Genomic DNA, 21,953 nt, shown 5'->3' with positions numbered 1-21,953 from the left:
TTAGCAGAATTATTTGGTTACAGGTTGGGGAGTCCAGTCTTGCTCATAGTCGCGTCAGGCTTGCATGCTTACTTTCTTTTGAACCCTGAAACGCGCCCGTGACTCCTCGCCCTTGTTTAGGTAGTGAGCGTGCAGTAGATGAGGTCTGTGAAGGGCAGCAGGCCGTCACCGTGCGAGCCTGCACGCTTGTCGCGGATCTGGGTGTTCTGCTCCTTAGTGATGAGCACTAGATGATCTGGCCTTCCATGCCCTCCCACAAAGTAGGTGTACACGAACTTGCACGGAGTTAGACGGTGTTGCTCTGCTGCAGTCTGGCCAGCCGACGTTGTTCCTGTTCGACAGGGTCCGGTACGGGCAGCGAGCCGATCAACCGCTGCGTGTAGGGGTGTTTGGGCTCGTTGAGGATCTGAGACCCGATACCCACCTCGACCAGTTCACCGTGGTACAGCACGCCGATCCGATGGGCCAGCATGTCCACCACAGCAAGGTCATGACTGATGAACACGGTCGCGAAGCCGAGTTCTGCTTGAAGCTCCTTGAACAGCTCCAGCACCTTCGCCTGCACCGAAACGTCCAGTGCGCTCGTCGGCTCGTCCGCAATCAACAACTCCGGATCCAGTGCCAGCGAGCGAGCCAGCGAGGCTCGTTGGCGTTGGCCCCCGGAGAGCTCGTGCGGGTACCGTTTGGCGTAGTCCCCGGGCAGCTGGACGGCCTCCAACAACTCGGCCGCACGGGCTCTGCGCTGTTCTGGTTTCAGCTCACGCCGGTGCACGGCCAATGGCTCGGCAACGCACTCGCCGATGGTCAGTTGCGGATTGAAGGAGGCTGCAGGGTCCTGGAAGACGAAGCCAATGCGTTGACGCAATGGCTTGACATCTTTCTCCTTGAAGCCGACCATCTCTTGGCCCAGCACTTTCAGTGAACCTCCGGATGCTCGGGTCAGGCCGGCGATCGCGCGCCCAATGGTGGTCTTGCCTGAGCCGGATTCACCAACCAGCCCGAAGACCTCTCCCGGATACAACTCGAAGTCAACGCCTTTGACGGCCTTGAAAGCCTTCTGGCCAAGCCCACCCGGGTACTCGATCTCGAGCCCACGGGCCACCACTACCGGTTCGCCGGTACGTTCGGGCACCACTCCCCCAGCCGAGGCCGAGTCACGGCCTAGGTGCGGCACAGCATCCAGCAGCAACCGGGTGTACTCCTGCTTTGGTTCAGCGAACAGCTCCCGCACTGGCGCGCTTTCCACGACCTCGCCGTTGAACATCACGGTGACCCGGTCCGCCAAGTCGGCGACCACACCCATGTTGTGAGTGATCAGCAGCACTGCGGCACCGAACTCGTCTTTGACGTGGCGCAGCAGGTCTAGAATCTCTGCCTGGACGGTGACATCCAGTGCGGTGGTTGGCTCATCAGCCAGAATCAGCTTGGCATCCAAGGCCAGCGCCATGGCGATCACGATGCGCTGCTTCTGGCCGCCGGAGAACTGGTGCGGGTAGTAGTTCACCCGGTTTTCGGCATCCGGGATGCCCACCTTGGTGAGCACCTCGATGGCCTTGGCTTTGGCCTGCTTCTTGGTCAGCTTGCGATCGTGCGCCCGCAACCCCTCGGCGATCTGCCAGCCAATGGTGTAGACCGGGTTGAGCGCCGTGGAGGGTTCTTGGAAGACCATAGCGGCGTCCTTGCCGCGTAGCTCCCGCAGTTGGTGGCCGCTCAGTGACAACACGTCGCGGCCGTTCACTAGCACGGCGCCGGAGGTGTAGGCGGTTTCCGGCAGCAGCTTCAACACGGTCTTGGCGGTGACGGTTTTGCCGGAACCGGATTCACCCACCACGGCCATGACCTCGCCCGGCTGCACATCGATGCTGGTCTGTTTGACCGCGTGTACGGTGCCGGCGTCGGTGGCGAAGTTTACGTTGAGTTCTTGGATGGAGAGCAGTGGTTGCGTTTCTGTGCTCATGCCCGAGCCTCCTCTGCAGTAGTAGCCGTCTTGGCTACCTCCAGCCGCTTGCGGCCACGCAAGCGTGGGTCATTCAAGTCGTTGATGGATTCGCCCACCAGGGTGATCCCCAGCACCGTGAGCACGATGGCTAGGCCGGGGAACAACCCGGTCCACCAGATACCACTGGTGGTGTCCGAGAGCGCCTTGTTTAGGTCGTAGCCCCATTCGGCAGCGGCGGTGGGTTCGATACCGAAGCCGAGGAAGCCAAGACCGGCGAGGGTCAGGATGGCCTCGGAGGAGTTGAGGGTGAAGATCAGCGGCAGTGATCGGGTGGCGTTGCGGAAGATGTGCCGGAAGATGATGCGCGGCTTGCTGGTGCCGACCACCATGGCGGCCTCCACGAACGGTTCGACTTTCAGGCGCAGGGTTTCGGCGCGGATGACCCGGTAGTACTGCGGGATGAACACCACGGTGATGGAAAATGCGGCCGCGAGGATGCCGCCCATGGCGCTGGATTGGCCGCCGGAGATCACGATGGACATCACGATGGCCAGCAGCAGGGTGGGGAACGCGTAGATGGCGTCCGCGATGACCACGAGGATGCGGTCCAGCCAGCCCCCGATGAAGCCGGAGATGAGGCCGAGGAAGATGCCGATGAAAATGGAGAGCAGCACGCCGGCGATGATCACCATGACGGCGGTTTGGGAGCCCCAGACCACGCGGGAGAACACGTCGTAGCCGGCGACGGTGGTGCCCCAAATGTGGTCGGCAGACGGCGGCGCTTGGGTTGGGAAGGCGCCGTTCTCATCGGCGAGCTGGGAGAAGCCGTACGGCGCAATCAGTGGGGCGAAGATCGCGGTGATCAGCAGGATACCGGTCAGGATCAGACCGGTGATGAGCATCCCGCGTTGCAGGCCGGAGCTCTTGAGCAGGTGGGAGATGATGGGTAGCCGCTTCATTAGTACCTCACTCGTGGGTCGATGAGCGCGGCGATCACGTCAACAACAAAGTTGGACAGGGCCACGATGACAGCCAGCAAGGCCACGATGCCCTGCACCGCTACGAAGTCGCGGGCCAGCAGGTATTGGGTGAGCTGGAATCCCAGACCCTTCCACTCGAAGGTCGTCTCGGTCAGGATCGCCCCGCCCAGCATCATGGCGATCTGCATGCCCATGACGGTGATGATGGGGATCAGTGCCGGACGGTAGGCGTGCTTGGTGGTCAGCCGGTACTCGCTAACGCCGCGGGAACGACCGGCCTCCACGTACTGCTGGCCGAGGGTACCGATCAGGTTGGTGCGGACCAGGCGCAGGAACACGCCGGCGGTCATCAGGCCCAAGGCGATGGCCGGCAGGGTCCCGTAGCGCAGGATCTCCCCGGCCACCTCCCAGTTGCCCAACCTGATGGCGTCCAGCAGGTACAACCCGGTCGGCGACTGGACCCGGCTGAGCAACAGTTCGGTGCTCGTACTGGCTCGACCGGCGACCGGAAGCAGGTCCAGGTTGGTGGCGAAGATCAGCTTCAGCAGCAGACCGGCGAAGAACACGGGAGTCGCGTAGGCTAGGATCGCGAAGACGCGCAGCACCGCGTCCGGCATGCGATCGCGGAAGTAGGCTGCGACCATGCCCAGTGGGATACCGATCAGGAACGCGACGACTAAGGAGAACAGCACCAGCTCGAGGGTTGCGGTGCCGTATTCGAGCAGGATGCCGCTGACCGGTTTCTTGTCCGAGAGGGTGGTGCCGAAGTCGCCGGTGAGCATCTTGCCCAGGTACTCGAAGTACTGGACGAGGATGGGCCGGTCGTAGCCGGCCTCGGTGATGCGCTCGGCCAGCTGCTGCTTGGTCAGGCGTCCGCCCAGTGCGGCGGTGATCGGGTCACCGGTGATGCGCATCAAAAAGAACACCATGGTGACGAGGATCCACACGGTGGGGATGATGAGCAGGCCGCGGACCAGCAGGTACCTGCCCAGCCCTGAACCTTTGGACTTGCGAGCCTTGGTGGCCACCGGGTCTAGCCCGGCCTCCGGCTCCTCTGTTGCGACGGTCATAGCGTTGAGTTGTTCCCCTCGGACGGACGGTGAGGCGGGGCAGCTACGGTGGTGCAGCTGCCCCGCCTCCTCGTCTCACATGGTGTTGTGGTGCGGTATGTACCTACTTGCTGAGCAGAGCCAGTCGGAAGATGTAGGAGGCATCAAGGGTCTCATCGACACCCTTGACGTCCTTGCCCGCGACGGCGATCTGCTGGCCCTGCAGCAGTGGCAGGGTTGGCAGGTCTTCGGCCAGCTTGTCTTGGATCTGCCCGATTTCCTTGGCGCGTGCGTCCTCGTCAGGGTTGGAGACCTGATCCAGCAGCAGCTTGTTCACGTCCTCGTTGGTGTAGTGGTTAGCTAGGAAGGCCTTGTACTTGTCACCATCGTTGAGGAAGAACGGCACCAGGTAGTTGTCTGCATCGGAGTAGTCCGGGAACCAGCCCAGCTGGTAGGCCGGGTACACGTCAGCGGTGCGGTCCTTGGCGTACTGGACCCATTCGGTGGACTGCAGGTCAACCTTGAACAGGTTGTCCTTCTCCAGCTGGGACTTCACCTGGGCGTATTCGTCACCGGAGGATGGGCCGTAGTGGTCCGGGTTGTACTGCAGCTTCAGCTCCACCGGGGTGCTGACGCCGGCGTCCTCCAGAACCTTCTTGGCCTTGGCGGCATCCGGGGCGCCGCTACCGTCGCCGTAGAGGCCCTTCAGCGCCTCGTTAGCACCGGCCATGCCCTCTGGCACGTAGGACTGCAGTGGCTTGAAGGTGCCCTTGTAGACGTTCTCGCCGAGCGCCTCGCGGTCGATCAGGTTGGCGGCGGCCTGGCGGACGGCCTTGGCCTTGGCTGGGTCAGCCTCATCGGTCTTGGCACCGTACGGCATGGTGTCAAAGTTGAAGACGATGTAGCGGATCTCGCCACCCGGGCCCTTGTGGACGGTCAGGTTGTCCTTGGACTCGAGGTCCTCAATGTCCGTGGCGGAGAAGGAACGCCAGGCAACGTCGATGTCGCCCTTCTGCACATCCAACTTCATGTTGTTGGCGTCGGCGTAGTACTTCATGGTGATGTTCGGAGTTTTGGCTCCTTCACCGGCGCCGGCGTAGTTCGGGTTGGCCTTGTAGTCGATCACCTGGTTGAAGTTGTAGGTGTCGATTTGGTACGGACCGCCGAAGGCCTTTTCTTGCACGATGGTGTTGTCATCGGTGATCTTGTCCGCGTCGAAGACTTCCTCATCCACGATCGGACCGGCAGGGCCAGCCAGGATCAGCGGGAAGGTCTGATCGTTCTCGCGGTTGAGTTTGAAGACAACGGTGTCTGCATCCGGGGTCTCGACAGATTCGATGGCGCTCAGCAGCGAGGAAGGACCGTTGGCATCGGCGATCTTCAGCTGGCGGTCGAAGGAAAACTTCACATCCGAGCTGTCCAGGGTGTTTCCGTTGGCGAACTTCAGGTCCTTCTTCAGCTTGACGGTGTACTCGGTGTCCGAGGTGAATTCGGCGCTTTCAGCGATGCCATTCTCAATCTCCGAGGTGCCCGGCTTGTAGGTGGTCAGGAATGGGAAGACCTGGACCATCACGAAGTAGGAGCCGTTGTCGTAGGAACCTGCAGGGTCCAGGACCGTGACCTTGTCGGTGGTGCCAACCAGCAGCGAATCGGCGGTGCCGGACTCACCGCCGGCGTTGTTGTTATTGCCCTCGTTGTTGTCGCCTGTGGTGGTGCAACCGGTGAGTGCGAGCGCGGCAATGCTCAGGACGGCAAGGCCCTTCGCTGCGCGGGTGCGAATGAATTTCTTCACGGTGATCTGACTTTCTGTCGAGCCGTTTCTGGTGGGTAACTATCGAAAGTTAATGTGAAGAATATCACTCCAAAGCATTTCTGCACACGCGCACCCCGCTAAACGCGGAAAAGCTTGCTGAATCCCCCACCTTTGTTGAATGAATTCACGTATGATCCATGATCATGACGATTTTGTCTAGATCATTAGGGTGTCGGGTTGTGGTGTGTGGCCTGATACTTGCGTTCGATGTTGGTTTGGTAGTTCGCCAGGGCAACCCAAGCCAGGATTCCCGGGGTCAGGAAGTCAACGGTGAGGTACTGTGCTACTGCTATGGCTCAACGCTATCGGCTGGGCTGATTCCGGACAATGCATGCCACTGCAGGCCCAGTTGTCAGGCGGGAGCGCCCAACAGGGTGACTATGGGTGCGCCAACCGTGGCCGTTCTACCGCCTCGAACCACTTCAGGGTGGGGAACTCCTCGTAGATATGCTCCACCGCAGGTGGGCGGTGCTCCCCGCAGCGCAATAAACCTGATGGGGCCATAGTCAAGGATTTCTGGTGATATCGAATCGAAGGCCGCCAGCACCTGCTCCGAAGTCACGGGCGGAAACGGCTGGAACACCATATCGCTCAGCTTTTCGCCTTCCCAGTTCTGGGACATCGTTTTCCTCGTTACTGATAGTGGTGGATTTTCTGAGCCTACACTCACCGGCCTCACCGCGATACCCGTGGGCATAAAAAGGCCTCCGTCAGCTGCCCAAGGAGTCGTACTCCCGGTTGCTGGCGGAGGCCTTCTGCTAGTTGGCGCCCGTCACCAGTGGCTTACTTGGTGATGGCTTCCTTGTCCTTCGGGTACATTTCTGGCCATTCCTTGGTCACTAGGGTCAGGACATCGTAGGTGGCCACGATTTCGTCGCGCTGGTTGTGAATGACAGCATCCCAGCGAACCTCACCGTATTCGTCAGTCACGCGCGGGGTGATCTGCTTGGCGGTCAGGGTGATGCGGATGGAGTCACCTGCCGGCACCGGGGTGATGAAGCGCAGGTTTTCCAAGCCGTAGTTGGCCAGGACCGGGCCAGGGGCTGGGGAGACGAACAGGCCGGCGCCCCAGGAAACGAGCAGGTAGCCGTGGGCCACGCGTGCTGGGAAGAACGGGTTGGCCTTGGCGGCTTCTTCATCGGTGTGGGCGTAGAAGGTGTCACCGGTTTCGTTGGCGAAGTCGGTGATGTCTTCAATGGTCACCAAGCGCAGGTCGGAGGCGAGCGCGTCGCCGATCTTCAGCTCGTCCAGCGGCTTGCGGAACGGGTGGATGTTGCCTGGCTGGGCACCGTACTTCTCGCAGCCGGCGATCTGCTGGTCTGCGCCGGTGTGCCAGACACCGGTGATGGCGGTCAGCATGTTGGGCGAACCCTGGATGGCGGTGCGCTGCATGTGGTGCTTGACCGAGCGGATGCCGCCCAGCTCTTCGCCGCCACCAGCGCGGCCCGGGCCACCGTGAACCAAGTGCGGCACGGGCGAGCCGTGGCCGGTGGTGGTGAACTGGTTTTCGCGGTTCAACACGTGGACGCGGCCGTGGTGTCCGGCGATGCCAACGGTCAGCTGTTGTACGGTTTGCGGGTCATTGGAGCACACGGTGGCGACCAGCGAGCCTTCGCCGCGGGCAGCCAGGCGGACGGCATCGTCAAGGTCTTCGTAGGTCAGTACGGAGGTTGCTGGGCCGAAAGCTTCGGTGCTGTGTACGGCATCAGCATCCGCATCAGCCCATTTCAGGATGACCGGGCTCATGAAGGCGCCGTCAGCTACAACTTCTTTTGTTCCGGCTGCGGTGAGGGCTGCTGGCGCTTCCAGCGAGCCGTAGGCGAGCTCGCCACCGGCGGCAATCAGCTTTTCGACCGCTCCCTTTACGTCTTTGAGCTGGTCCGTGGAAGCAAGCGCACCCATGGTGACGCCTTCAGCACGCGGGTCGCCCAAAACGATCTTGTCTTCGATACGTGCCCCGGCTGCCTTCACGACTGCATCTTCCATACCCTTTGGTACGAGCACGCGGCGGATCGCAGTACACTTCTGGCCGACCTTGGCGGTCATTTCGGTCACGAGGACGCGGATGAAGGCCTTGAATTCTTCTGAGTCTTCGGTGGCGTCTGGGCCAAGAATGGCTGCGTTCAGCGAGTCAGTTTCCGCTGTGAAACGGACGCCGCCTTCCACAACGTTCTTGTGTGCCTTCAAAGCGTTGGCCGTTGATGCAGAACCGGTAAAGGCCACCATGTCACGGTAGTCCATGTGATCCAGCAAGTCCCGGGCCGAACCGGAGATCAGCTGGATGGAGCCTTCCGGCAGGATGCCTGATTCAACCATCATGCGGACCACAGCTTCGGTCAGGTACCCGGTCGGGGTGGCTGGCTTGACCAAGGTTGGCACACCGGCAACAAATGCGGGGGCGAACTTCTCCAGCATGCCCCAGATCGGGAAGTTAAAAGCGTTGATCTGAGCAACAACACCTGGGATCCGGGTGTAGATGTGCTCACCAGCGAAGGAGCCGTCCTTGGATAGTGGCTCCATGTTGCCGTCGATGATGACGTTGGAGTTTGGCAGTTCGCGGCGGCCCTTGGAGGAGAAGGTGAAGAGCACACCGATACCGCCGTCAACATCGATCATGTTGTCGACTTTGGTGGCTCCAGTCTTGAAGGAAACCTCGTACAGGTCTTTCTTGCGCTCGTTGAGGTAAATCGCGAGTTCTTTGAGCTTCAGTGCACGCTCGTGCAAGGTGAGTTCACCTAGGTTGCGCTGGCCCACGGTGCGGCCGTATTCGATAGCACCGGCTAGGTCCAAGCCCTCAGTGCTAACGCGGGTGAGGAGCTCACCTGTAGAAGCATCGCGCACTTCAGCAGCGCGTTGCACATCAGCTTCATTGGGAGTCCACCATTCGCCTTGCACATAGCTTGGCAGCAACGGGGTTTCAGTTTCGGTTACAGTCATGAATGAGTCTGTCCTTCCGCACACAGGCACCTGAACGTTCGGTCAGTAATGTATCTACCGTACCGTACTTTGCCCGTAAGCACAGCGGAAAAGACAATTATTATTGGAATGCACGAAACTACGGCATGAGGAAGTGTGGCACTGTGAGTGAGCACCAAGTGTGGCAGATTGAACTTGGCGATCTGGATCGCAAAATGGGCGTCGAGATTGTCGAAGAATCAATCGATAAGGTCGTGGCCACCATGCCCGTGCGGGGCAACACCCAGTCCTTTGGTTTGCTGCATGGCGGCGCCTCACTGGCGGTCGGCGAAGCGGTTGGTTCTTGGGCAGCGGTAAAGCATGCCTCCACCATGGGCAAGGTGGCCGTGGGCGTTGATGTCTCTGCGACCCATCACAAGGGGGCTCGCGAAGGCAACGTGACCATTACCGCGACACCCATTCACTTGGGCCGCAGCCTGACCACCCACGAAGTGTTGATCGAGAACGAAGCCGGGGAACGGCTGTGCACCATGCGCATCACCAACATGGTGGTGGAAAAGAAGAGCTAAGCTCCGGCGTCTGGCACTTGGAGCTTGCGAAGGTTCTCTTCACGGAGTCCGGTCGCTCTAAGGTTCGCGACATAATCAGTGCTGCGCAGTGCCGTCACAAATTGTTCAAGCTGCCCAACGTGTTCGTTCACCCAGTGAGAGAACTCTGTGCCGGTACGTCCGTACTCGTACGGATGCGGCCGGCCGCTGACCCGGTGCCACGCATTGATTCCGGCGCAGCTTGCCGCGTGAAGCCCTAAGATTTCCTCATCACTGGCCCCACCTAGCATCATGACTAGGGTGCTGATTAATCCGGTGCGGTCTCGTCCCGCGGAGCAGTTGATCACAACCCCGGAGCCTGCTTGCGCAATTTCGTTGAGCACCGTGGTGATCTTCGGTCCGAACCATGTCATTAGCTGCGGATAATACTTGGGGGCGTTCGGGTAGGGAATCCCTTCGGAGGCGCATAGTTCTTGGTATGCCGGCAACTCTGGTTCTTCGATCGGTAGATGCAGAACCTTTACTGCGCCCCGGCAAGCCGCTGGCGGATCATGGGGTCGTGGCGGAAGCTCCACTGCTGTCCGTAGGTCTACGTTAAGGCCGACGCCAGCGTTGAACGCGTTTGACCATCCCTGCTCGGTCAGCCAGTGATTGCGGCCCATTCGCCACAATTTTGGTGTCACCTGCCAGATATTGACGCCGCCATCCCAGTCACCGCTGGCGGGAACCGGCAGACCGATGTTGAGCTCCTGCAGGGACTCTAGAGCCAGTTCACGTGTTTGTGCGGCTGCGCGTCGCTGATCAGCGATGGTTGTGATCATTGATGTGGGTTAGCACTCCCTCAAGACCGTCTTCTAGGTGGTCGAGTGTTTCGATAAAATCTTCCATGTCCCCGTACCAGGGGTCATTGATGTCGTAATTGCCATCCTCAGGCTCAACGGTGCCGAACTCGCGGTACAGTCGAATCTTTTGGCGGCGCTCCGGTTTTGAGATACCGGCTGCCTTTGCAACCTTGTTGAGTGCTTTAGCGTGCTGCTTTGTCATGGCCAAGATCAGATCGGAGTTCTTGACCATGTCTTCGGTTACTTGCTGAGCTGCATGGTCTTCAGTGCGATAGCCTTGGTGCCGCAAGATTTGGACGGCTCGCGGATCAATCGGATTCCCGTGCTCTTCGTCGCTGATCCCTGCCGAGACCACCTCGACGTTCTCTACGCCACGCTCTTCAAGGGCGCGTTGCAGGATTCGCTCCGCCATCACGGAACGGCAGATGTTTCCGGTACAAACCATCAAGATGCGCATGCCAAATACCCTACTAGTAATCGGCTCAGGCAGGCGCAAATGTCCGGGAAACCACCGTTTGGCAACGGGCGTTGATCAATCAAAGCCCAAAACCGTAGGCAGCGTAGTGGTACTAGCACGGCGCTGAGGAGAATCTCCCAGAAAGTCGGCAGCTAGCTATTCTCTTTCGACTCCACCAGCAAGTAGGCGCCTCCTTATGGCGCGGTGTAGCCACCATCCACTAGGTGGTAGGACCCGGTGATGAAGGATGCCTTATCCGAAAGCAGGAAGGTCACCAGGTAAGCGACCTCTTCCGGCTGGCCCAATCGACCAATCGGGTGGCGTGTCACCAGCGCTTCTTTGGCCTCTTCAGGCAGCCCGTCTAGCAGCGGGGTTTCGATGTAAGCCGGTCCCACCACGTTGCTGCGAATGCCGCGGGCACTGTACTCCACGGCGGCGTTGCGGGTTAGCCCGATCAACGCGTGCTTGGTGGCGGCATATCCGGAGTGCTCCGGTACTGCCGTGGCCGAGTGGATGGAACCCATGTTGACGATCGAACCGCCGCCAGCTTCGAGCATCGCCGGGATCTGCGCCTGCATCCCATAGAACACACCATTGAGGTTGATGTCGAGAATGTTCTGCCAGTCCTCCACGGGCATATCGGCCAGCACGTTGGGGTTCTCACCAATGCCCGCGTTGTTGACGGCTAGGTGCAGTGCCCCGTAGGTGTCCACGGCTAGCTTCACAGCGTCTTTGTGCGCCTGAGCGTCGGTGGTGTTCAGTTCTGCTGCGATTGCTTTCCCGCCGGCAGCGGTGATCTGGTCCGCGGTGGCCTGGGCGGTTTCTAGATGCAGGTCGGTGCACACCACCGAGGCGCCTTCGCGCGCTAGGTCGATTGCGCAGGCTTCGCCGATACCGGAGCCGGCGCCGGTGACGAGAGCTACTTTGTTTTCAGTGATACCAGTCATCAATGATCAGTCCTTGTGTTAGCGGAACAGTTTGCGGAGCAGGGAGGCCGGATCTACCGTGGTTTTCTTATACACCTTGTTGTAGGCGGCTTTGCGTGGATTCTTGGCCCAACCGACGCCCTTCTTGCCGTAGAGCGGGTTTGTGCTGGCCTTGATTTTGCGTTTGACCCGCGCCGTGGTCTTGGCTTTGAACCGGCGCTTGATACTTGGTTTGCGGATTCCGAATTTCATGGGGACACCTCGTTACAGGTCTTTAACCCAGTGTGGCTTGGATCCCTTCTCGGAGTCCAAGCCACACACGGTATTTTGCTTAAGGTTCAGCTAACTGTCGCTTTAGCTCCAGTCGTAGAATCCCTTGCCGGACTTGCGACCAAGCTCGCCGTTGGCCACCTTGTCCTTCAGGATCTGTGGTGGGGCGAAACGCTCGCCAAGGGTGGAGTGCAGGTACTCGGAAATACCTAGGCGCACGTCTAGGCCCACAATGTCGGTGGTCTTCAGCGGACCAGCGGCGTGGCCGTAGCCAAGCACCATGGCGTTATCGATGTCCTCTGCGGAGGCAACGCCCTCTTCGACCATGCGCATGGCTTCTAGCGCGATAGCTACCCCAAGTCGGGATGAAGCAAACCCTGGTGCATCCTTGACGACCACGGCGGTCTTCTTCAGCCCTTCGACCCAACCCTTGGCTGCGGCAGCCAGTTCTTCGGAGGTCTTCTCTCCAACAACAACTTCGATGAGTTTGGAGGCTGGCACCGGGTTGAAGAAGTGTAAGCCAATGAAGTTTTCCGGACGCTGCAGTTCAGCGCCAATCTTGTCCACGGACAAGGAGGAGGTGTTGGAAGCAATAAAGGTGGTCTCGGGGACGAACCCCTCCACGATCTTCAAGGTGGTGACCTTCAGGTCGAAGTCCTCCGGGACAGCTTCGACCACGAGCCCGCAGTCGGCGAAATCTTTGCGGTCGACACCCACGGTGAGCCGCTGGGTGACCTCATCGAGGTTGGCGTCCAACATGCCGCGTTCGATCGATTTGGCGACTGAGGAGTCGATCCGTTGCCGGGCGGCGGCTGCGGACTGTTCGTCGCGCTCCACGACGTGAACGTTGGAGCCGTTGATCAAGAAGCCGTGTGCAATCCCTGCGCCCATGCGGCCCCCGCCGAGCACACCTACATTTTCTGGTAGCTGAGTCATCATTTTTCTCCCGTTTGTATTTATTTACTTTGGTCTTCGCGCGCCTTACGGCGAGCTTCACGCTTGTCAAGGAATGCCTGCATGCGGTCGAACTTGGCCTCAGACTCGAAGAGCATGCCTTGCGCTAGCGTGTCCACCAGCGGGTGCACTTCCCGCGGGGTGTGGAAGACGGCCTTGGTGATGCGCACCGCCAACAGGTCTTGTTCGCCGATCTTGTCCGCGAGCGCGTGGGCTGCGTCAATGAGCTTGTCCGCGGAGACAAGCTCGGTGATCAGACCGACTTTCAGACACTCTTGACCATCAAGGATCTTCCCGGCCAACAGGATCTCCTTGGCCAGCGGTTCACCGACCAGTTCTTTCAGCCGCCACGTGGCACCGGCGGCTGCCATGATGCCCAAGCCCGTCTCGGGTTGGCCCATCTTCAACTCGGCGGTTCCGATCCGGAAGTCTGCGGCGTAGGCCAATTCGGCACCGCCGCCTAGCGCGAAGCCATCAAGCGCCGCGATGACCGGCAGCGGCAGCTTGGCAATCCGGTCGAAGATCGTGGAGTTGATTCCGGCCAGTGCATCGTCTCGGCGGCGTTCGCGCAGCTGAGCGATATCCGCGCCCGAGGCGAAGATGCCCTTGCCCTTGACCTCGGTCCCGGACAGGATCAAGATCTTGGGGTTGCGTTCCAGCTCGGCGCAGACGGCGTGCAGCTCGTCGACCATCTGCTGGTCGATCGCGTTACGCACCTCCGGGCGGTTCAACTGGATGTGGATGCGGTCTTCACGTTCATCGGCAATGGTCAGGGCTACAAAGTCAGCGAAATCAGTCACCGTGTTTAGACTCCTTCAACGAGGATCGCGGCGCCTTGGCCTACGCCAATGCACATGGTGGCTAGGCCAATCTTGCCCTTGGCCTCATCAAGTTCTTTTTCCATGCGGCTCAGCAGCGTGATCACGATGCGAGAACCGGAAGAGCCCAGCGGGTGTCCCAGCGCGATCGCCCCGCCCCACGTGTTGACGATGTCTTCCTTCAAACCAAGACGGCGCATCGAGGCCAGCGACTGGGTTGCGAACGCCTCGTTCAGCTCGACAGCGGCGATGTCATCAACACTCAGGTTCTGGCGTTCGAGAAGTTTCTCGGTTGCCGGGACCGGGCCCAGACCCATGATTTCCGGGGCCAGCCCGGCGGATCCGCCGTCAACGATGCGGGCCCGAGCTTTCAGGCCGTACTTTTCGATGGCTGCTTCGGAGGCCACGATGATGGCAGAGGAGCCGTCGTTGAGGGTGGAGGAGTTGCCCGCGGTCACGACTTCGCCGCCGGCAACCACCGGGCGGAGCTTGGCCAGTACCTCCATGGTGGTACCGGCTCGTGGACCTTCATCAGTATCGACAACGGTTTCGCCCTTGCGGTGCTTCACCGTGACCGGCACAATCTCGTCTTTGAAGTAGCCTGCTTCGATGGCCTTGGCGGCGAGTTCCTGGGAGCGGACAGCGAACGCGTCAGCGTCTTCACGAGAGATGTTGTCCACGCGGGCGACTTCTTCAGCGGTCTCCGGCATGGAGTAGGTAGCCTTGCCGTCGCGGGAGTATTCACCGGAGACGAAGGCCGGGTTCGGGAAGCGCCAGCCGATCGAGGTGTCGTAGACCTGACCCGGTTTGGCGAATGCGTTGGCTGGTTTCTCCATGACCCACGGTGCACGGGACATCGATTCCACGCCGCCGGCCACCACGATGTCTGCGGCACCGGCCTTGATCATGTGGGCGGCCATGGTGATGGCGGACATCCCGGAGGCGCAGAGCCGGTTCACGGTGATGCCCGGCACGTGATCTGGGTAGCCGTTGAGCAACCAGGCCATGCGGGCCACGTTGCGGTTCTCTTCACCGGCGCCGTTGGCGTTGCCGAAAATCACCTCGTCAACGTTGGCGGGGTCGATTCCGGCGCGCTCTACGGCGGCTTTGATGGCAAGGGCTGCAAGATCGTCAGGACGTACGCTCGACAGGGCCCCACCATAGCGGCCGACTGGGGTACGTGCTCCACCTACAAGGAATGCTTCGGTCATCTCAATTGCTCCTAGTTAGTGATCCGTCCAGAGTGAAAAAATGGCACACGTGAATTACTGAACGGTTGTTCACTAAAGCTTTTCACCTTGGCAACGGTTCGGTCAACCACTTGGACCAACTTGGGCGGATATGACGCCCACAGATCTTCCATGACCGGTTGAGTAGACTGGGTGACTGTGACTGCAGTAGAAGGTGCCGGGCAGGGCGTAGAGCTGCCGAAAAAGGTTTCTGACATTTTTGACCCCTATCAGTGGCGTGTGGTGGAGGGTTTCGACTTTGACGACATCACGTATCACCGCCAGGTTCAGCGGGATGCTTCCGGGGCAATCGTGAAGGATCTACCGACCGTGCGCATCGCGTTTGACCGGCCAGAGGTGCGAAACGCGTTCCGTCCGGGCACCGTTGACGAGCTGTACCGCGCCATGGATCATGCCCGGATGACCTCAGATGTCGCCACCGTGCTGCTGACGGGTAACGGCCCGTCCGAAAAGGATGGCGGCCACGCATTCTGTTCCGGGGGTGATCAGCGGATCCGTGGTCGCGATGGCTACCGGTACGCGGACGGAGAGACCCGCGAGAGCATTGACCCGGCCCTTGCTGGCCGACTGCACATCCTTGAAGTGCAACGCCTAATGCGCATGATGCCCAAGGTTGTCATCTGTCTGGTTAACGGTTGGGCGGCAGGTGGCGGCCACTCCTTGCACGTGGTCTCTGACCTGACTCTGGCCTCCGCCGAGCACGGAATGTTCAAACAGACCGACGCCACGGTTGGTTCTTTTGATGCCGGCTATGGTTCGGCGTACTTGGCTCGGCAGGTGGGACAAAAGAAGGCACGCGAGATCTTCTTCTTGGCTCGTGAGTACACCGCCCAGCAGATGGTTGATGCTGGTGCGGTCAATGAAGCGGTGCCGCACGCCGACTTGGAGAAGGTGGCTTTGGAGTACGCCGCGGACATCGCTGGTCAGTCCCCGCAGGCTATCCGAATGCTCAAGTACGCGTTCAACTTGATCGATGATGGACTGGTCGGCCAGCAGGTCTTTGCCGGCGAAGCCACCCGCATGGCCTACATGACTGATGAAGCCGTAGAAGGCCGGGATGCGTTCCTAGAAAAACGCGAGCCAAACTGGGCCGACTACCCCTACTACTTCTAACCCGGCAGGGTTCATGTCAGCTTTCGCTGAGTTGCACACCGGTTTGGCCCGTGCACTTGAGGGCTCCGGGCCGCCGGTAGAAATCACCGCCGACGGGACACTGCTCGAACGCAGCGAGGTGCTCGACCGCTTCCCCAACGCCGCCGTTGTAGTGCGGACCTCCGGCTCCACCGGAACCCCAAAGGAGACCGTCCTTTCAGCTGCGGCGCTGCGGGCGTCGGCCGCTGCCACTGCGGATTATCTTGGATTCTCTGGCCAGTGGTTGCTGGCCCTGCCGGTGAACTATGTTGCGGGTCTAGCGGTGCTGACGAGGTCGCTGTTTGCCGGACATACCCCCGTGGTGTTGCCTTCAGGGCCCTTTACCGCGCAGACCTTTAGGACTGGTGTTGCGCAGCTAGACGCGGAGCGAACCCTCGTGTCCTTGGTGCCGACCCAACTTCAGCGCGTCTTGCAAGACCGGGCTGGCACCGAAAGCGCGGCGCGCTTCGATGCCATCCTGGTGGGTGGGGCACCGATTCACGAGCATCTGTACCGGCGGGCCCAGCAGGCAGGGCTGCGAATTGTGCGCACCTACGGCATGGCAGAAACCTGTGGTGGCTGCGTCTACGACGGACGCCCCCTAGCTGGAGTCACGGTGAAGATCACTGACGAACAACGCGTCTGTCTTTCCGGGCCCATGTTGGCCGAGGGCTATGTGGATCCACAATTGGATGCCGAACGTTTTGTTCATTTGGGCGGCCAGCGCTATTACCTGACAGACGATCAAGGCTCTTTCACGGACGGGTCGCTGCGCGTCACCGGACGCATTGACGACGTCATCAACACCGGGGGTATCAAGGTGTCCGCGGCCGCTGTGCAAGAAGCCCTCAGTAAGCACACCCAAGCCGAGGTCGTGGTGGTAGGCATTCCGGATGAACAGTGGGGCACCAAAGTGTGTGCGGCAGTCGAAGACCCGGACGCGGATACCGCCGAACTCGCACGCCTAGCCGCCGGTGAACTGCCTGCGGCGGCGCTGCCGAAGGACTGGTTTTGCACCCAGGCACTCCCCCGGCTTTCCACGGGTAAAGTAGACCGGGTGGAACTTCGCCGACGCTTTCAGAAAGGCTAGAGAAACGTGGCAACAATTGGTGAGTGGATTGAGGGTGCTCGGCTGCGGACCCTGCCGATGGCCGTAGCACCGGTCGCCATTGGCGCGGGCGCCGCCTTTGAACAGGGCGCCTTCTCTTGGCTGCGCACCGGCCTTGCGCTCCTGGTTGCCCTCTTCCTGCAAATCGGCGTCAACTACTCCAACGACTACTCCGACGGGATCCGCGGCACCGATGATGTCCGTGTGGGGCCGCAGCGGTTGACCGCGTCCGGGGCTGCACCGGCTAAGACGGTACGTAACGCCGCCCTGTTGAACTATGCGCTCGCCGGTTTGGCCGGGCTCGCGTTGGTCCTGCTTTCCGGCGCGTGGGTGTTCCTGATCATCGGGCTCGCCGCGGTTATTGCCGCCTGGGGGTACACCGGTGGGAAGAACCCCTACGGTTACCGGGGCCTTGGCGAAGTTTTCGTGTTCATCTTTTTCGGGCTCGTAGCAGTGTTGGGCACCCAGTACACCCAGAGCCTGCAACTGAGTTTGGTGGCCTTCATCGGTGCGTGCTCGACCGGCCTGCTCGCCACAGCGCTGCTCATGGCTAACAACATCCGCGATATCCCCACTGACCAAGAAGTCGGCAAAAGAACGCTTGCGGTCCGGCTCGGTGACGGGCACGCTCGCACCAGCTACGTGCTCATGGTCGCGCTAGCGATTCTGCTACCGATCACACTGGTCGGCAGCTACCCGTGGGTGCTGCTGAGCCTGCTGGTTATTCCGATGTGCATCCAGCCTTGCTGGACGGTGCTCCGCTCGGAGAGCCCGGTACAGCTAATCCCGGTGCTGCGGCAGACCGGGTTGATCAACCTTGCTTTCGGGCTGCTTTTTGGCGGTGGGCTGGTCATCCAGACCCTGTTCTTCAACTAGCGAACAGTTAGCGTTCTTCCAGTGAGTCTTCGGCTGCCTCGTCCGCGCCGGACTTAGAACTGGTGCCCCTGTTCATTTTGCTAGCCGCGTATGTGGCCGCTGCTTGACGCTGTTTGGGAAAGGCAAGATAACCGATCGCCATGGCACCAATGACCGCCGCGATCGTGGCCAAAATCCAGCCGGCACGCAGGTACACTGCCGCGACAAAGATGACGGCAAACAGGGCAAAACGAATGAGAAAATACTTCAGAACAGGCACCCGTACAGTTTACCCTCTCTCACTGTCCTAAAATGGAAGTATGCCACGGCTCCTTATTCCTCTGATCATCATTGCAGTCGGTTTCCTGATCTACGGGGTCATCGACGTTATTCGCACGCCCGGCCGGGATATGCGTTACATCAACAAGGCGTCGTGGTTACTTGTGGTGATTCTGGTGCCCATCGCTGGCACCGTGCTGTGGATCATGTGGGGAACCAAGGGCAAGGGCGGCAGACCGGCCCCGCGTCCAACCGGCCAACGGGCACCAGATGATGACGAAGCCTTCCTACGTTCGCTGCGGATCCGGCGCGAACAGGAAGCCAAGGAAGCCGAGTTGCGGGCTAAAGAGGCCGAGTTACGGAAACTCGAGAACGACCTGCGGAAGAACCAAGACGGAGAACCCGAAGACCCGAACAACAGCTGATAGCTCTTAGGTACGAACCTGGTCACCCGGTTGGCGAGCGCGCGGCGCAACAACCAACAGGCCGACTTCAGAATGCTGGTCCGGCACATTGCCCGGTCACCATACCCAGCGTAGTCGGCGGGCTACTCATCACCTAGACCGTCAGCGCCAAGGATAGCCCAAGCTCAGGCACCCCTGTAGGTAATCCCGGTAACCCTGGTGACACCGGCCGTCGCCGGCATCTGGTGGTACTGGTCGAAGGGTGAGCATAGGAGAACCCTGTTCACCGCAGTCGTAGATTAACTAGCTCTCGGGTTGAGCCAACTGACTGCGATCAGTTACTTCAGATTCATGAGTCAACATCAATGCCGAAATACTGAGCCCATTTAAAGGGTTATTTCGTCAACCGTGTTGTGCGATCAAGCCTGCAATCCCAATGCCCACATCACCTGCTGACCCGTAGCTCGACTCGCGGGCATCTGTAGCTACGTCCCGATTCTTCAACAGGCATCGACATAGGTATCGCGCTCTAGACCCCAAACAGAGCCAAGAATTCATCCCACCATGCGTCCAGCGGTGAGTTCACGATCCACCATTCAAGATAACCGGCTAACACGGCAAAGGGTGGTGCGATTAATACCCACCGCCAGAAGTACTTTCGCCACGGCCGTTGCCAGCGCGTGATCGCTTTGTACTTCATCTGATCCTTTTCAGAATCATCCAAAGGTCTTGTTTTTCGTGAATTCCGATCAACCATGCAGCCAACAAGTCCGGTTTAAACCATGTCGCAAGGCCAATAGCCAACACACCAAATGGTATGAAGATTCCGATAGTTCTCCACCTGAGACCGTGGAACTCAGTCACAATGTTCAGAAACATGCTCGGGATCAGGAGGAAAAATAGCCATGCCCAAGAAGTACCAAATCGGCTGATACTCATCTTCCAACCAACGCAGGTCTAGTCGAAGGATGAAGTGGCCAATATACGCAAGGATCATGACAATCCAGGCGATAGAGGTGATCAAACCCACCGGCATGCTGCTTTCACCCGGTTGGCGCACCACCGAGACGGTGCGAAACAATCGGTACTGACTGGATAATTCTTGCCGACCGCTTTAAAGTCTTCACCACCATGCACTGAACGGTGAGTAAACGATCAACCATTCAAGACCAAAAGCAACCAAACCCACCAAGGGGCCAATCGTTAGCCACCGGTAGTAGTATTTTTGCCATGGCCGTCTCCACCGCTTGATTGCCCGCACTTTCAAACGATCAGCCTTCAAGAAAAGGGGTGTCAATCCGATCTTCTCCTCCGTGCCGATCAGCCATGCTGCAAGGAGATCAGGGCGGAACCGAGTTGCTATATCCACGGCCAGCAGAGCCAACGGCACATAAAAGGCAAGAGCCCGGAAAAGACTACCGCCAAATTCTTGCACGAAGATGATTGGGATCGCCGGGAAGGGAAACAAGAGAATTCCCATGTTGAGAAAATGGCAGGTCCTACTTGTATCGCCTTCAAGCCACGACAAATCCAAGCGGGCAATAAAGTTACCCACGTATGCCAGCGTCAACGCGATCCATGCGGCAGAGACAAGTATTCCCATTGATACTCCCTGTTGTTACCTCAGGAAGTTCCACACATAAGTTTGGATTCCCTGACCTAGCAAGTTGATGACTAGGACGATCAAGTAGATGAACCCAGCCATTTGTCCGAATCAGGGATTGTTCCCGATACGGAGCAAAACTGGGTGCCGTCGATACAGATGCCGTTTCGAAGGCTCTCGTCGTTCCCTCCATGACTCAATTTCCGCAGCATTCTCTATGGCATTGCCTACCCCATCAAACACCAGCCACCAGCTGCATTTCCTACGTGCCACCGCCACCTCCACAAGTCACTTGCACTCCACTGTGAGCGTGTGTCGGGACTGCTGGCTCGTACGGTACTTGCGACGACACCAGTGGGTACCACTCACTCAGGAACGAATCCTAATTGAGCTTAAGCCAATTGGAGGGCAATCATCGCCTTCCCAGACAGAGCATCGCCCGGGGATGTACGGACACATGGAAACACGTATGAAAGCAGAACAGCCAAGAAAACCACATTGACATGTGAAGTCAAACTAAAGAGTAACTTAAGCCGCTGTTGTCACTACCCTTAAAATACGTGAAGTTCATCACGCAATGCTCGCCACACACAAACAACCTGCCCCGAGCCCAATTCACCCAGCCGAGTCGGAAAATGATCTATCCATGAATACTCGCGGCACCGCCCCAAGAGATAGTCCTACAGAGAGTTTTTGTTAGCTTCTTGTTTAGAAACACCAACACAGGTCCGCCCCTCACCCGCATCTTGGCAATCTGGAACCGGCTCAGCTCCCTCAATTGGGGCGGATCCTCTGCGGAACGCTGACCAAAAAATTACACTTTGGCACAGGATGGTCAGCAACAAAAGTCCCTCCCGCAACAACGTTCCGGCTACCACTACGAACACGCTTCCGTGAGCTGATTCCAAGAGCCACTCCCCTAGGTCGGTAGGTTGTAGCCACAAGAAAACAAGTGCGGCGATCCCCCAACTACGTGTGACTCCTCGAAACAGCAAATAAACTACCGCAAAGACCAAGAACACCCAGTGATGGATCCAGCTCACAGGAGAAAGCAGTTGAATCCCGGCACCCACAACCAGCACTGCCTCGATGTGAGAGTCTCTGTACCAAAGCTTGCGTGCTAACAGGAGAATGCCAGCTCCGGCCGCGCCCAGCAACGCAATGATGATCGTTGAAGGAGCTTCCGGCCAGAAATAAGCCATCATCCCAGCGATCGAGTTATTGCCACTCGAAGCAAAGTTCGTTCCGAGATCCACCTTGTCGCTCAGCGAAAACACATGGCTCGTCCAGAACTCGTAGCTTGCCTTGGGGAACAACAATCCCCCGATCAAAACCGTGCCCCCCTGAGGCTGTCATCCATGCTGCTGCTCGGAACTGTCTAGTCACCAATAGATACAGCAGAAAGAATCCTGGCGTGAGTTTGATACCTGCAGCGACACCAGTCAACAAACCACGAGGCAAAAATCGTGGACGACGGTCTGGGTTGGCAGTCAGATCATAAAGACACATGATCGCCAAAAACACGTTGATCTGACCAAACACAAGATGCTGGGCTACAACAGTTGTCGCGGCTAAAGCTCCCATCAGCAGCAACACCCGCAACACGGTTATTCTGCTTCCAGTTTTGCTGGCCACATAAATCACTGCCCATCCGAGTGCGCAAACTGCCAATGCGGTCCAGAACACAAAAGCTACGGGCGGTGGGATGGGCTGTGTCAAGTTTTTTGGACAGGCTGCTCGGGTTTTCTAACTCGTTAGGCCGCTTGGGTTGATGCCGTTGCGGTGAGGTCGTGGCGGTCGGTCCAGGCTTG

General features: G+C 59.1%; 22 protein-coding genes. 5 read left to right on the top strand and 17 right to left on the bottom strand.

What is annotated here, in order from left to right:
- Positions 1–286: 286 nt before the first annotated feature.
- From ACFFFR_RS04750 to paaZ, 5 genes are all read right to left on the bottom strand, one after another.
- Positions 287–1,957, bottom strand: coding sequence for an ABC transporter ATP-binding protein (locus ACFFFR_RS04750; RefSeq protein ID WP_377458381.1), 1,671 nt, complete (start codon positions 1,955–1,957; stop codon positions 287–289).
- A complete protein-coding gene (locus ACFFFR_RS04745) occupies positions 1,954–2,898 on the bottom strand; it encodes an ABC transporter permease (protein ID WP_377458380.1) in 945 nt (314 codons plus the stop codon). Before ACFFFR_RS04745 ends, ACFFFR_RS04750 begins: the two co-directional genes overlap by 4 nt.
- Positions 2,898–3,989, bottom strand: coding sequence for an ABC transporter permease (locus tag ACFFFR_RS04740; RefSeq protein ID WP_377458379.1), 1,092 nt, complete (start codon positions 3,987–3,989; stop codon positions 2,898–2,900). Before ACFFFR_RS04740 ends, ACFFFR_RS04745 begins: the two co-directional genes overlap by 1 nt.
- Positions 3,990–4,092: 103 nt before the next feature.
- Entirely contained in the window at positions 4,093–5,760 is a 1,668-nt protein-coding gene (locus ACFFFR_RS04735) for an ABC transporter substrate-binding protein (RefSeq protein WP_377458378.1), read from the bottom strand.
- Between the two features lie 804 nt (positions 5,761–6,564).
- A complete protein-coding gene (gene paaZ / locus ACFFFR_RS04730; RefSeq protein ID WP_377458377.1) occupies positions 6,565–8,718 on the bottom strand; it encodes a phenylacetic acid degradation bifunctional protein PaaZ in 2,154 nt (717 codons plus the stop codon).
- A 194-nt stretch (positions 8,719–8,912) separates the two neighbouring features.
- On the opposite strand from paaZ, the gene ACFFFR_RS04725 reads away from it, so the two are divergent.
- Complete coding sequence (locus tag ACFFFR_RS04725; protein ID WP_377458396.1) at positions 8,913–9,266, top strand: PaaI family thioesterase; 354 nt, start codon at positions 8,913–8,915, stop codon at positions 9,264–9,266.
- Here the strand turns inward: ACFFFR_RS04725 and ACFFFR_RS04720 are convergent.
- The 7 genes from ACFFFR_RS04720 to ACFFFR_RS04690 all read right to left on the bottom strand — a co-directional run bounded on the left by ACFFFR_RS04720 (position 9,263) and on the right by ACFFFR_RS04690 (position 14,723).
- A complete protein-coding gene (locus ACFFFR_RS04720) occupies positions 9,263–10,066 on the bottom strand; it encodes a tyrosine-protein phosphatase (RefSeq protein ID WP_377458376.1) in 804 nt (267 codons plus the stop codon). The genes ACFFFR_RS04725 and ACFFFR_RS04720 overlap by 4 nt on opposite strands.
- Positions 10,047–10,544 carry a low molecular weight protein-tyrosine-phosphatase gene (locus ACFFFR_RS04715; protein ID WP_377458375.1) on the bottom strand — a complete coding sequence of 166 codons (498 nt, stop codon included), beginning with the start codon at positions 10,542–10,544 and terminating at the stop codon, positions 10,047–10,049. Before ACFFFR_RS04715 ends, ACFFFR_RS04720 begins: the two co-directional genes overlap by 20 nt.
- Positions 10,545–10,738: 194 nt before the next feature.
- Positions 10,739–11,491, bottom strand: coding sequence for an SDR family NAD(P)-dependent oxidoreductase (locus ACFFFR_RS04710; protein WP_377458374.1), 753 nt, complete (start codon positions 11,489–11,491; stop codon positions 10,739–10,741).
- Positions 11,492–11,509: 18 nt separating this feature from the next.
- Positions 11,510–11,722: a hypothetical protein gene (locus tag ACFFFR_RS04705; protein ID WP_377458373.1), complete on the bottom strand. Its 213-nt coding sequence runs from the start codon at positions 11,720–11,722 to the stop codon at positions 11,510–11,512.
- Between the two features lie 102 nt (positions 11,723–11,824).
- Positions 11,825–12,676 (bottom strand): 3-hydroxyacyl-CoA dehydrogenase family protein, encoded by an 852-nt coding sequence (locus ACFFFR_RS04700; RefSeq protein ID WP_377458372.1) that lies wholly within the window; start codon positions 12,674–12,676, stop codon positions 11,825–11,827.
- A 20-nt stretch (positions 12,677–12,696) separates the two neighbouring features.
- On the bottom strand, positions 12,697–13,494 hold the full coding sequence (locus tag ACFFFR_RS04695) for an enoyl-CoA hydratase/isomerase family protein (protein WP_377458371.1): 798 nt from the start codon (positions 13,492–13,494) through the stop codon (positions 12,697–12,699).
- A 5-nt stretch (positions 13,495–13,499) separates the two neighbouring features.
- Positions 13,500–14,723 (bottom strand): thiolase family protein, encoded by a 1,224-nt coding sequence (locus ACFFFR_RS04690; RefSeq protein WP_377458370.1) that lies wholly within the window; start codon positions 14,721–14,723, stop codon positions 13,500–13,502.
- A 177-nt stretch (positions 14,724–14,900) separates the two neighbouring features.
- Here ACFFFR_RS04690 and ACFFFR_RS04685 point away from each other — a divergent pair, with 177 nt between their 5' ends.
- Genes ACFFFR_RS04685 through ACFFFR_RS04675 form a run of 3 tightly spaced genes read left to right on the top strand, consistent with a single transcriptional unit; the run spans position 14,901 to position 17,877 of the window.
- Complete coding sequence (locus tag ACFFFR_RS04685; RefSeq protein WP_377458369.1) at positions 14,901–15,875, top strand: 1,4-dihydroxy-2-naphthoyl-CoA synthase; 975 nt, start codon at positions 14,901–14,903, stop codon at positions 15,873–15,875.
- Positions 15,876–15,888: 13 nt separating this feature from the next.
- The gene (gene menE / locus ACFFFR_RS04680; protein WP_377458368.1) at positions 15,889–16,983 is read left to right on the top strand and encodes an o-succinylbenzoate--CoA ligase; all 1,095 of its coding nucleotides are present in this window, start codon (positions 15,889–15,891) and stop codon (positions 16,981–16,983) included.
- A 6-nt stretch (positions 16,984–16,989) separates the two neighbouring features.
- A complete protein-coding gene (locus tag ACFFFR_RS04675; RefSeq protein WP_377458367.1) occupies positions 16,990–17,877 on the top strand; it encodes a 1,4-dihydroxy-2-naphthoate polyprenyltransferase in 888 nt (295 codons plus the stop codon).
- A 7-nt stretch (positions 17,878–17,884) separates the two neighbouring features.
- Here the strand turns inward: ACFFFR_RS04675 and ACFFFR_RS04670 are convergent, their stop codons facing one another.
- Entirely contained in the window at positions 17,885–18,136 is a 252-nt protein-coding gene (locus ACFFFR_RS04670) for a DUF4229 domain-containing protein (RefSeq protein WP_377458366.1), read from the bottom strand.
- A 40-nt stretch (positions 18,137–18,176) separates the two neighbouring features.
- On the opposite strand from ACFFFR_RS04670, the gene ACFFFR_RS04665 reads away from it, so the two are divergent.
- On the top strand, positions 18,177–18,560 hold the full coding sequence (locus tag ACFFFR_RS04665; RefSeq protein ID WP_377458365.1) for a PLD nuclease N-terminal domain-containing protein: 384 nt from the start codon (positions 18,177–18,179) through the stop codon (positions 18,558–18,560).
- A 508-nt stretch (positions 18,561–19,068) separates the two neighbouring features.
- On the opposite strand, the gene ACFFFR_RS04660 is transcribed toward ACFFFR_RS04665, so the two are convergent.
- The 4 genes from ACFFFR_RS04660 to ACFFFR_RS04645 all read right to left on the bottom strand — a co-directional run bounded on the left by ACFFFR_RS04660 (position 19,069) and on the right by ACFFFR_RS04645 (position 21,828).
- Complete coding sequence (locus ACFFFR_RS04660; protein WP_377458364.1) at positions 19,069–19,239, bottom strand: hypothetical protein; 171 nt, start codon at positions 19,237–19,239, stop codon at positions 19,069–19,071.
- 423 nt (positions 19,240–19,662) lie between these two features.
- Positions 19,663–20,142: a hypothetical protein gene (locus tag ACFFFR_RS04655; protein ID WP_377458363.1), complete on the bottom strand. Its 480-nt coding sequence runs from the start codon at positions 20,140–20,142 to the stop codon at positions 19,663–19,665.
- A 680-nt stretch (positions 20,143–20,822) separates the two neighbouring features.
- Positions 20,823–21,473, bottom strand: coding sequence for a glycosyltransferase family protein (locus ACFFFR_RS04650; protein WP_377458362.1), 651 nt, complete (start codon positions 21,471–21,473; stop codon positions 20,823–20,825).
- The gene (locus ACFFFR_RS04645) at positions 21,361–21,828 is read right to left on the bottom strand and encodes a glycosyltransferase family 87 protein (protein ID WP_377458395.1); all 468 of its coding nucleotides are present in this window, start codon (positions 21,826–21,828) and stop codon (positions 21,361–21,363) included. The genes ACFFFR_RS04650 and ACFFFR_RS04645 overlap by 113 nt, the downstream gene beginning before the upstream one ends.
- Positions 21,829–21,953: the final 125 nt, after the last annotated feature.

It is taken from the genome of Micrococcoides hystricis, assembly GCF_042434215.1.
GTDB lineage: Bacteria > Actinomycetota > Actinomycetes > Actinomycetales > Micrococcaceae > Micrococcoides > Micrococcoides hystricis.
The sequence above is the reverse complement of the archived record's forward strand: the minus strand, read 5'-3'. Positions and strand labels throughout refer to the sequence as shown.

What these genes read in the sequence shown, in the direction of transcription:
- ACFFFR_RS04690 (WP_377458370.1), bottom strand. Translation starts at nt 14,723, where the DNA reads ATGACCGAAGCATTCCTTGTAGGTGGAGCACGTACCCCAGTCGGCCGC.
- ACFFFR_RS04750 (WP_377458381.1), bottom strand. Translation starts at nt 1,957, where the DNA reads ATGAGCACAGAAACGCAACCACTGCTCTCCATCCAAGAACTCAACGTA.
- ACFFFR_RS04660 (WP_377458364.1), bottom strand. Translation starts at nt 19,239, where the DNA reads ATGAAGTACAAAGCGATCACGCGCTGGCAACGGCCGTGGCGAAAGTAC.
- ACFFFR_RS04700 (WP_377458372.1), bottom strand. Translation starts at nt 12,676, where the DNA reads ATGACTCAGCTACCAGAAAATGTAGGTGTGCTCGGCGGGGGCCGCATG.
- ACFFFR_RS04725 (WP_377458396.1), top strand. Translation starts at nt 8,913, where the DNA reads ATGGGCGTCGAGATTGTCGAAGAATCAATCGATAAGGTCGTGGCCACC.
- ACFFFR_RS04740 (WP_377458379.1), bottom strand. Translation starts at nt 3,989, where the DNA reads ATGACCGTCGCAACAGAGGAGCCGGAGGCCGGGCTAGACCCGGTGGCC.
- paaZ (WP_377458377.1), bottom strand. Translation starts at nt 8,718, where the DNA reads ATGACTGTAACCGAAACTGAAACCCCGTTGCTGCCAAGCTATGTGCAA.
- ACFFFR_RS04720 (WP_377458376.1), bottom strand. Translation starts at nt 10,066, where the DNA reads ATGATCACAACCATCGCTGATCAGCGACGCGCAGCCGCACAAACACGT.
- ACFFFR_RS04710 (WP_377458374.1), bottom strand. Translation starts at nt 11,491, where the DNA reads ATGACTGGTATCACTGAAAACAAAGTAGCTCTCGTCACCGGCGCCGGC.
- ACFFFR_RS04655 (WP_377458363.1), bottom strand. Translation starts at nt 20,142, where the DNA reads ATGGGAATACTTGTCTCTGCCGCATGGATCGCGTTGACGCTGGCATAC.
- ACFFFR_RS04705 (WP_377458373.1), bottom strand. Translation starts at nt 11,722, where the DNA reads ATGAAATTCGGAATCCGCAAACCAAGTATCAAGCGCCGGTTCAAAGCC.
- ACFFFR_RS04745 (WP_377458380.1), bottom strand. Translation starts at nt 2,898, where the DNA reads ATGAAGCGGCTACCCATCATCTCCCACCTGCTCAAGAGCTCCGGCCTG.
- ACFFFR_RS04715 (WP_377458375.1), bottom strand. Translation starts at nt 10,544, where the DNA reads ATGCGCATCTTGATGGTTTGTACCGGAAACATCTGCCGTTCCGTGATG.
- ACFFFR_RS04665 (WP_377458365.1), top strand. Translation starts at nt 18,177, where the DNA reads ATGCCACGGCTCCTTATTCCTCTGATCATCATTGCAGTCGGTTTCCTG.
- menE (WP_377458368.1), top strand. Translation starts at nt 15,889, where the DNA reads ATGTCAGCTTTCGCTGAGTTGCACACCGGTTTGGCCCGTGCACTTGAG.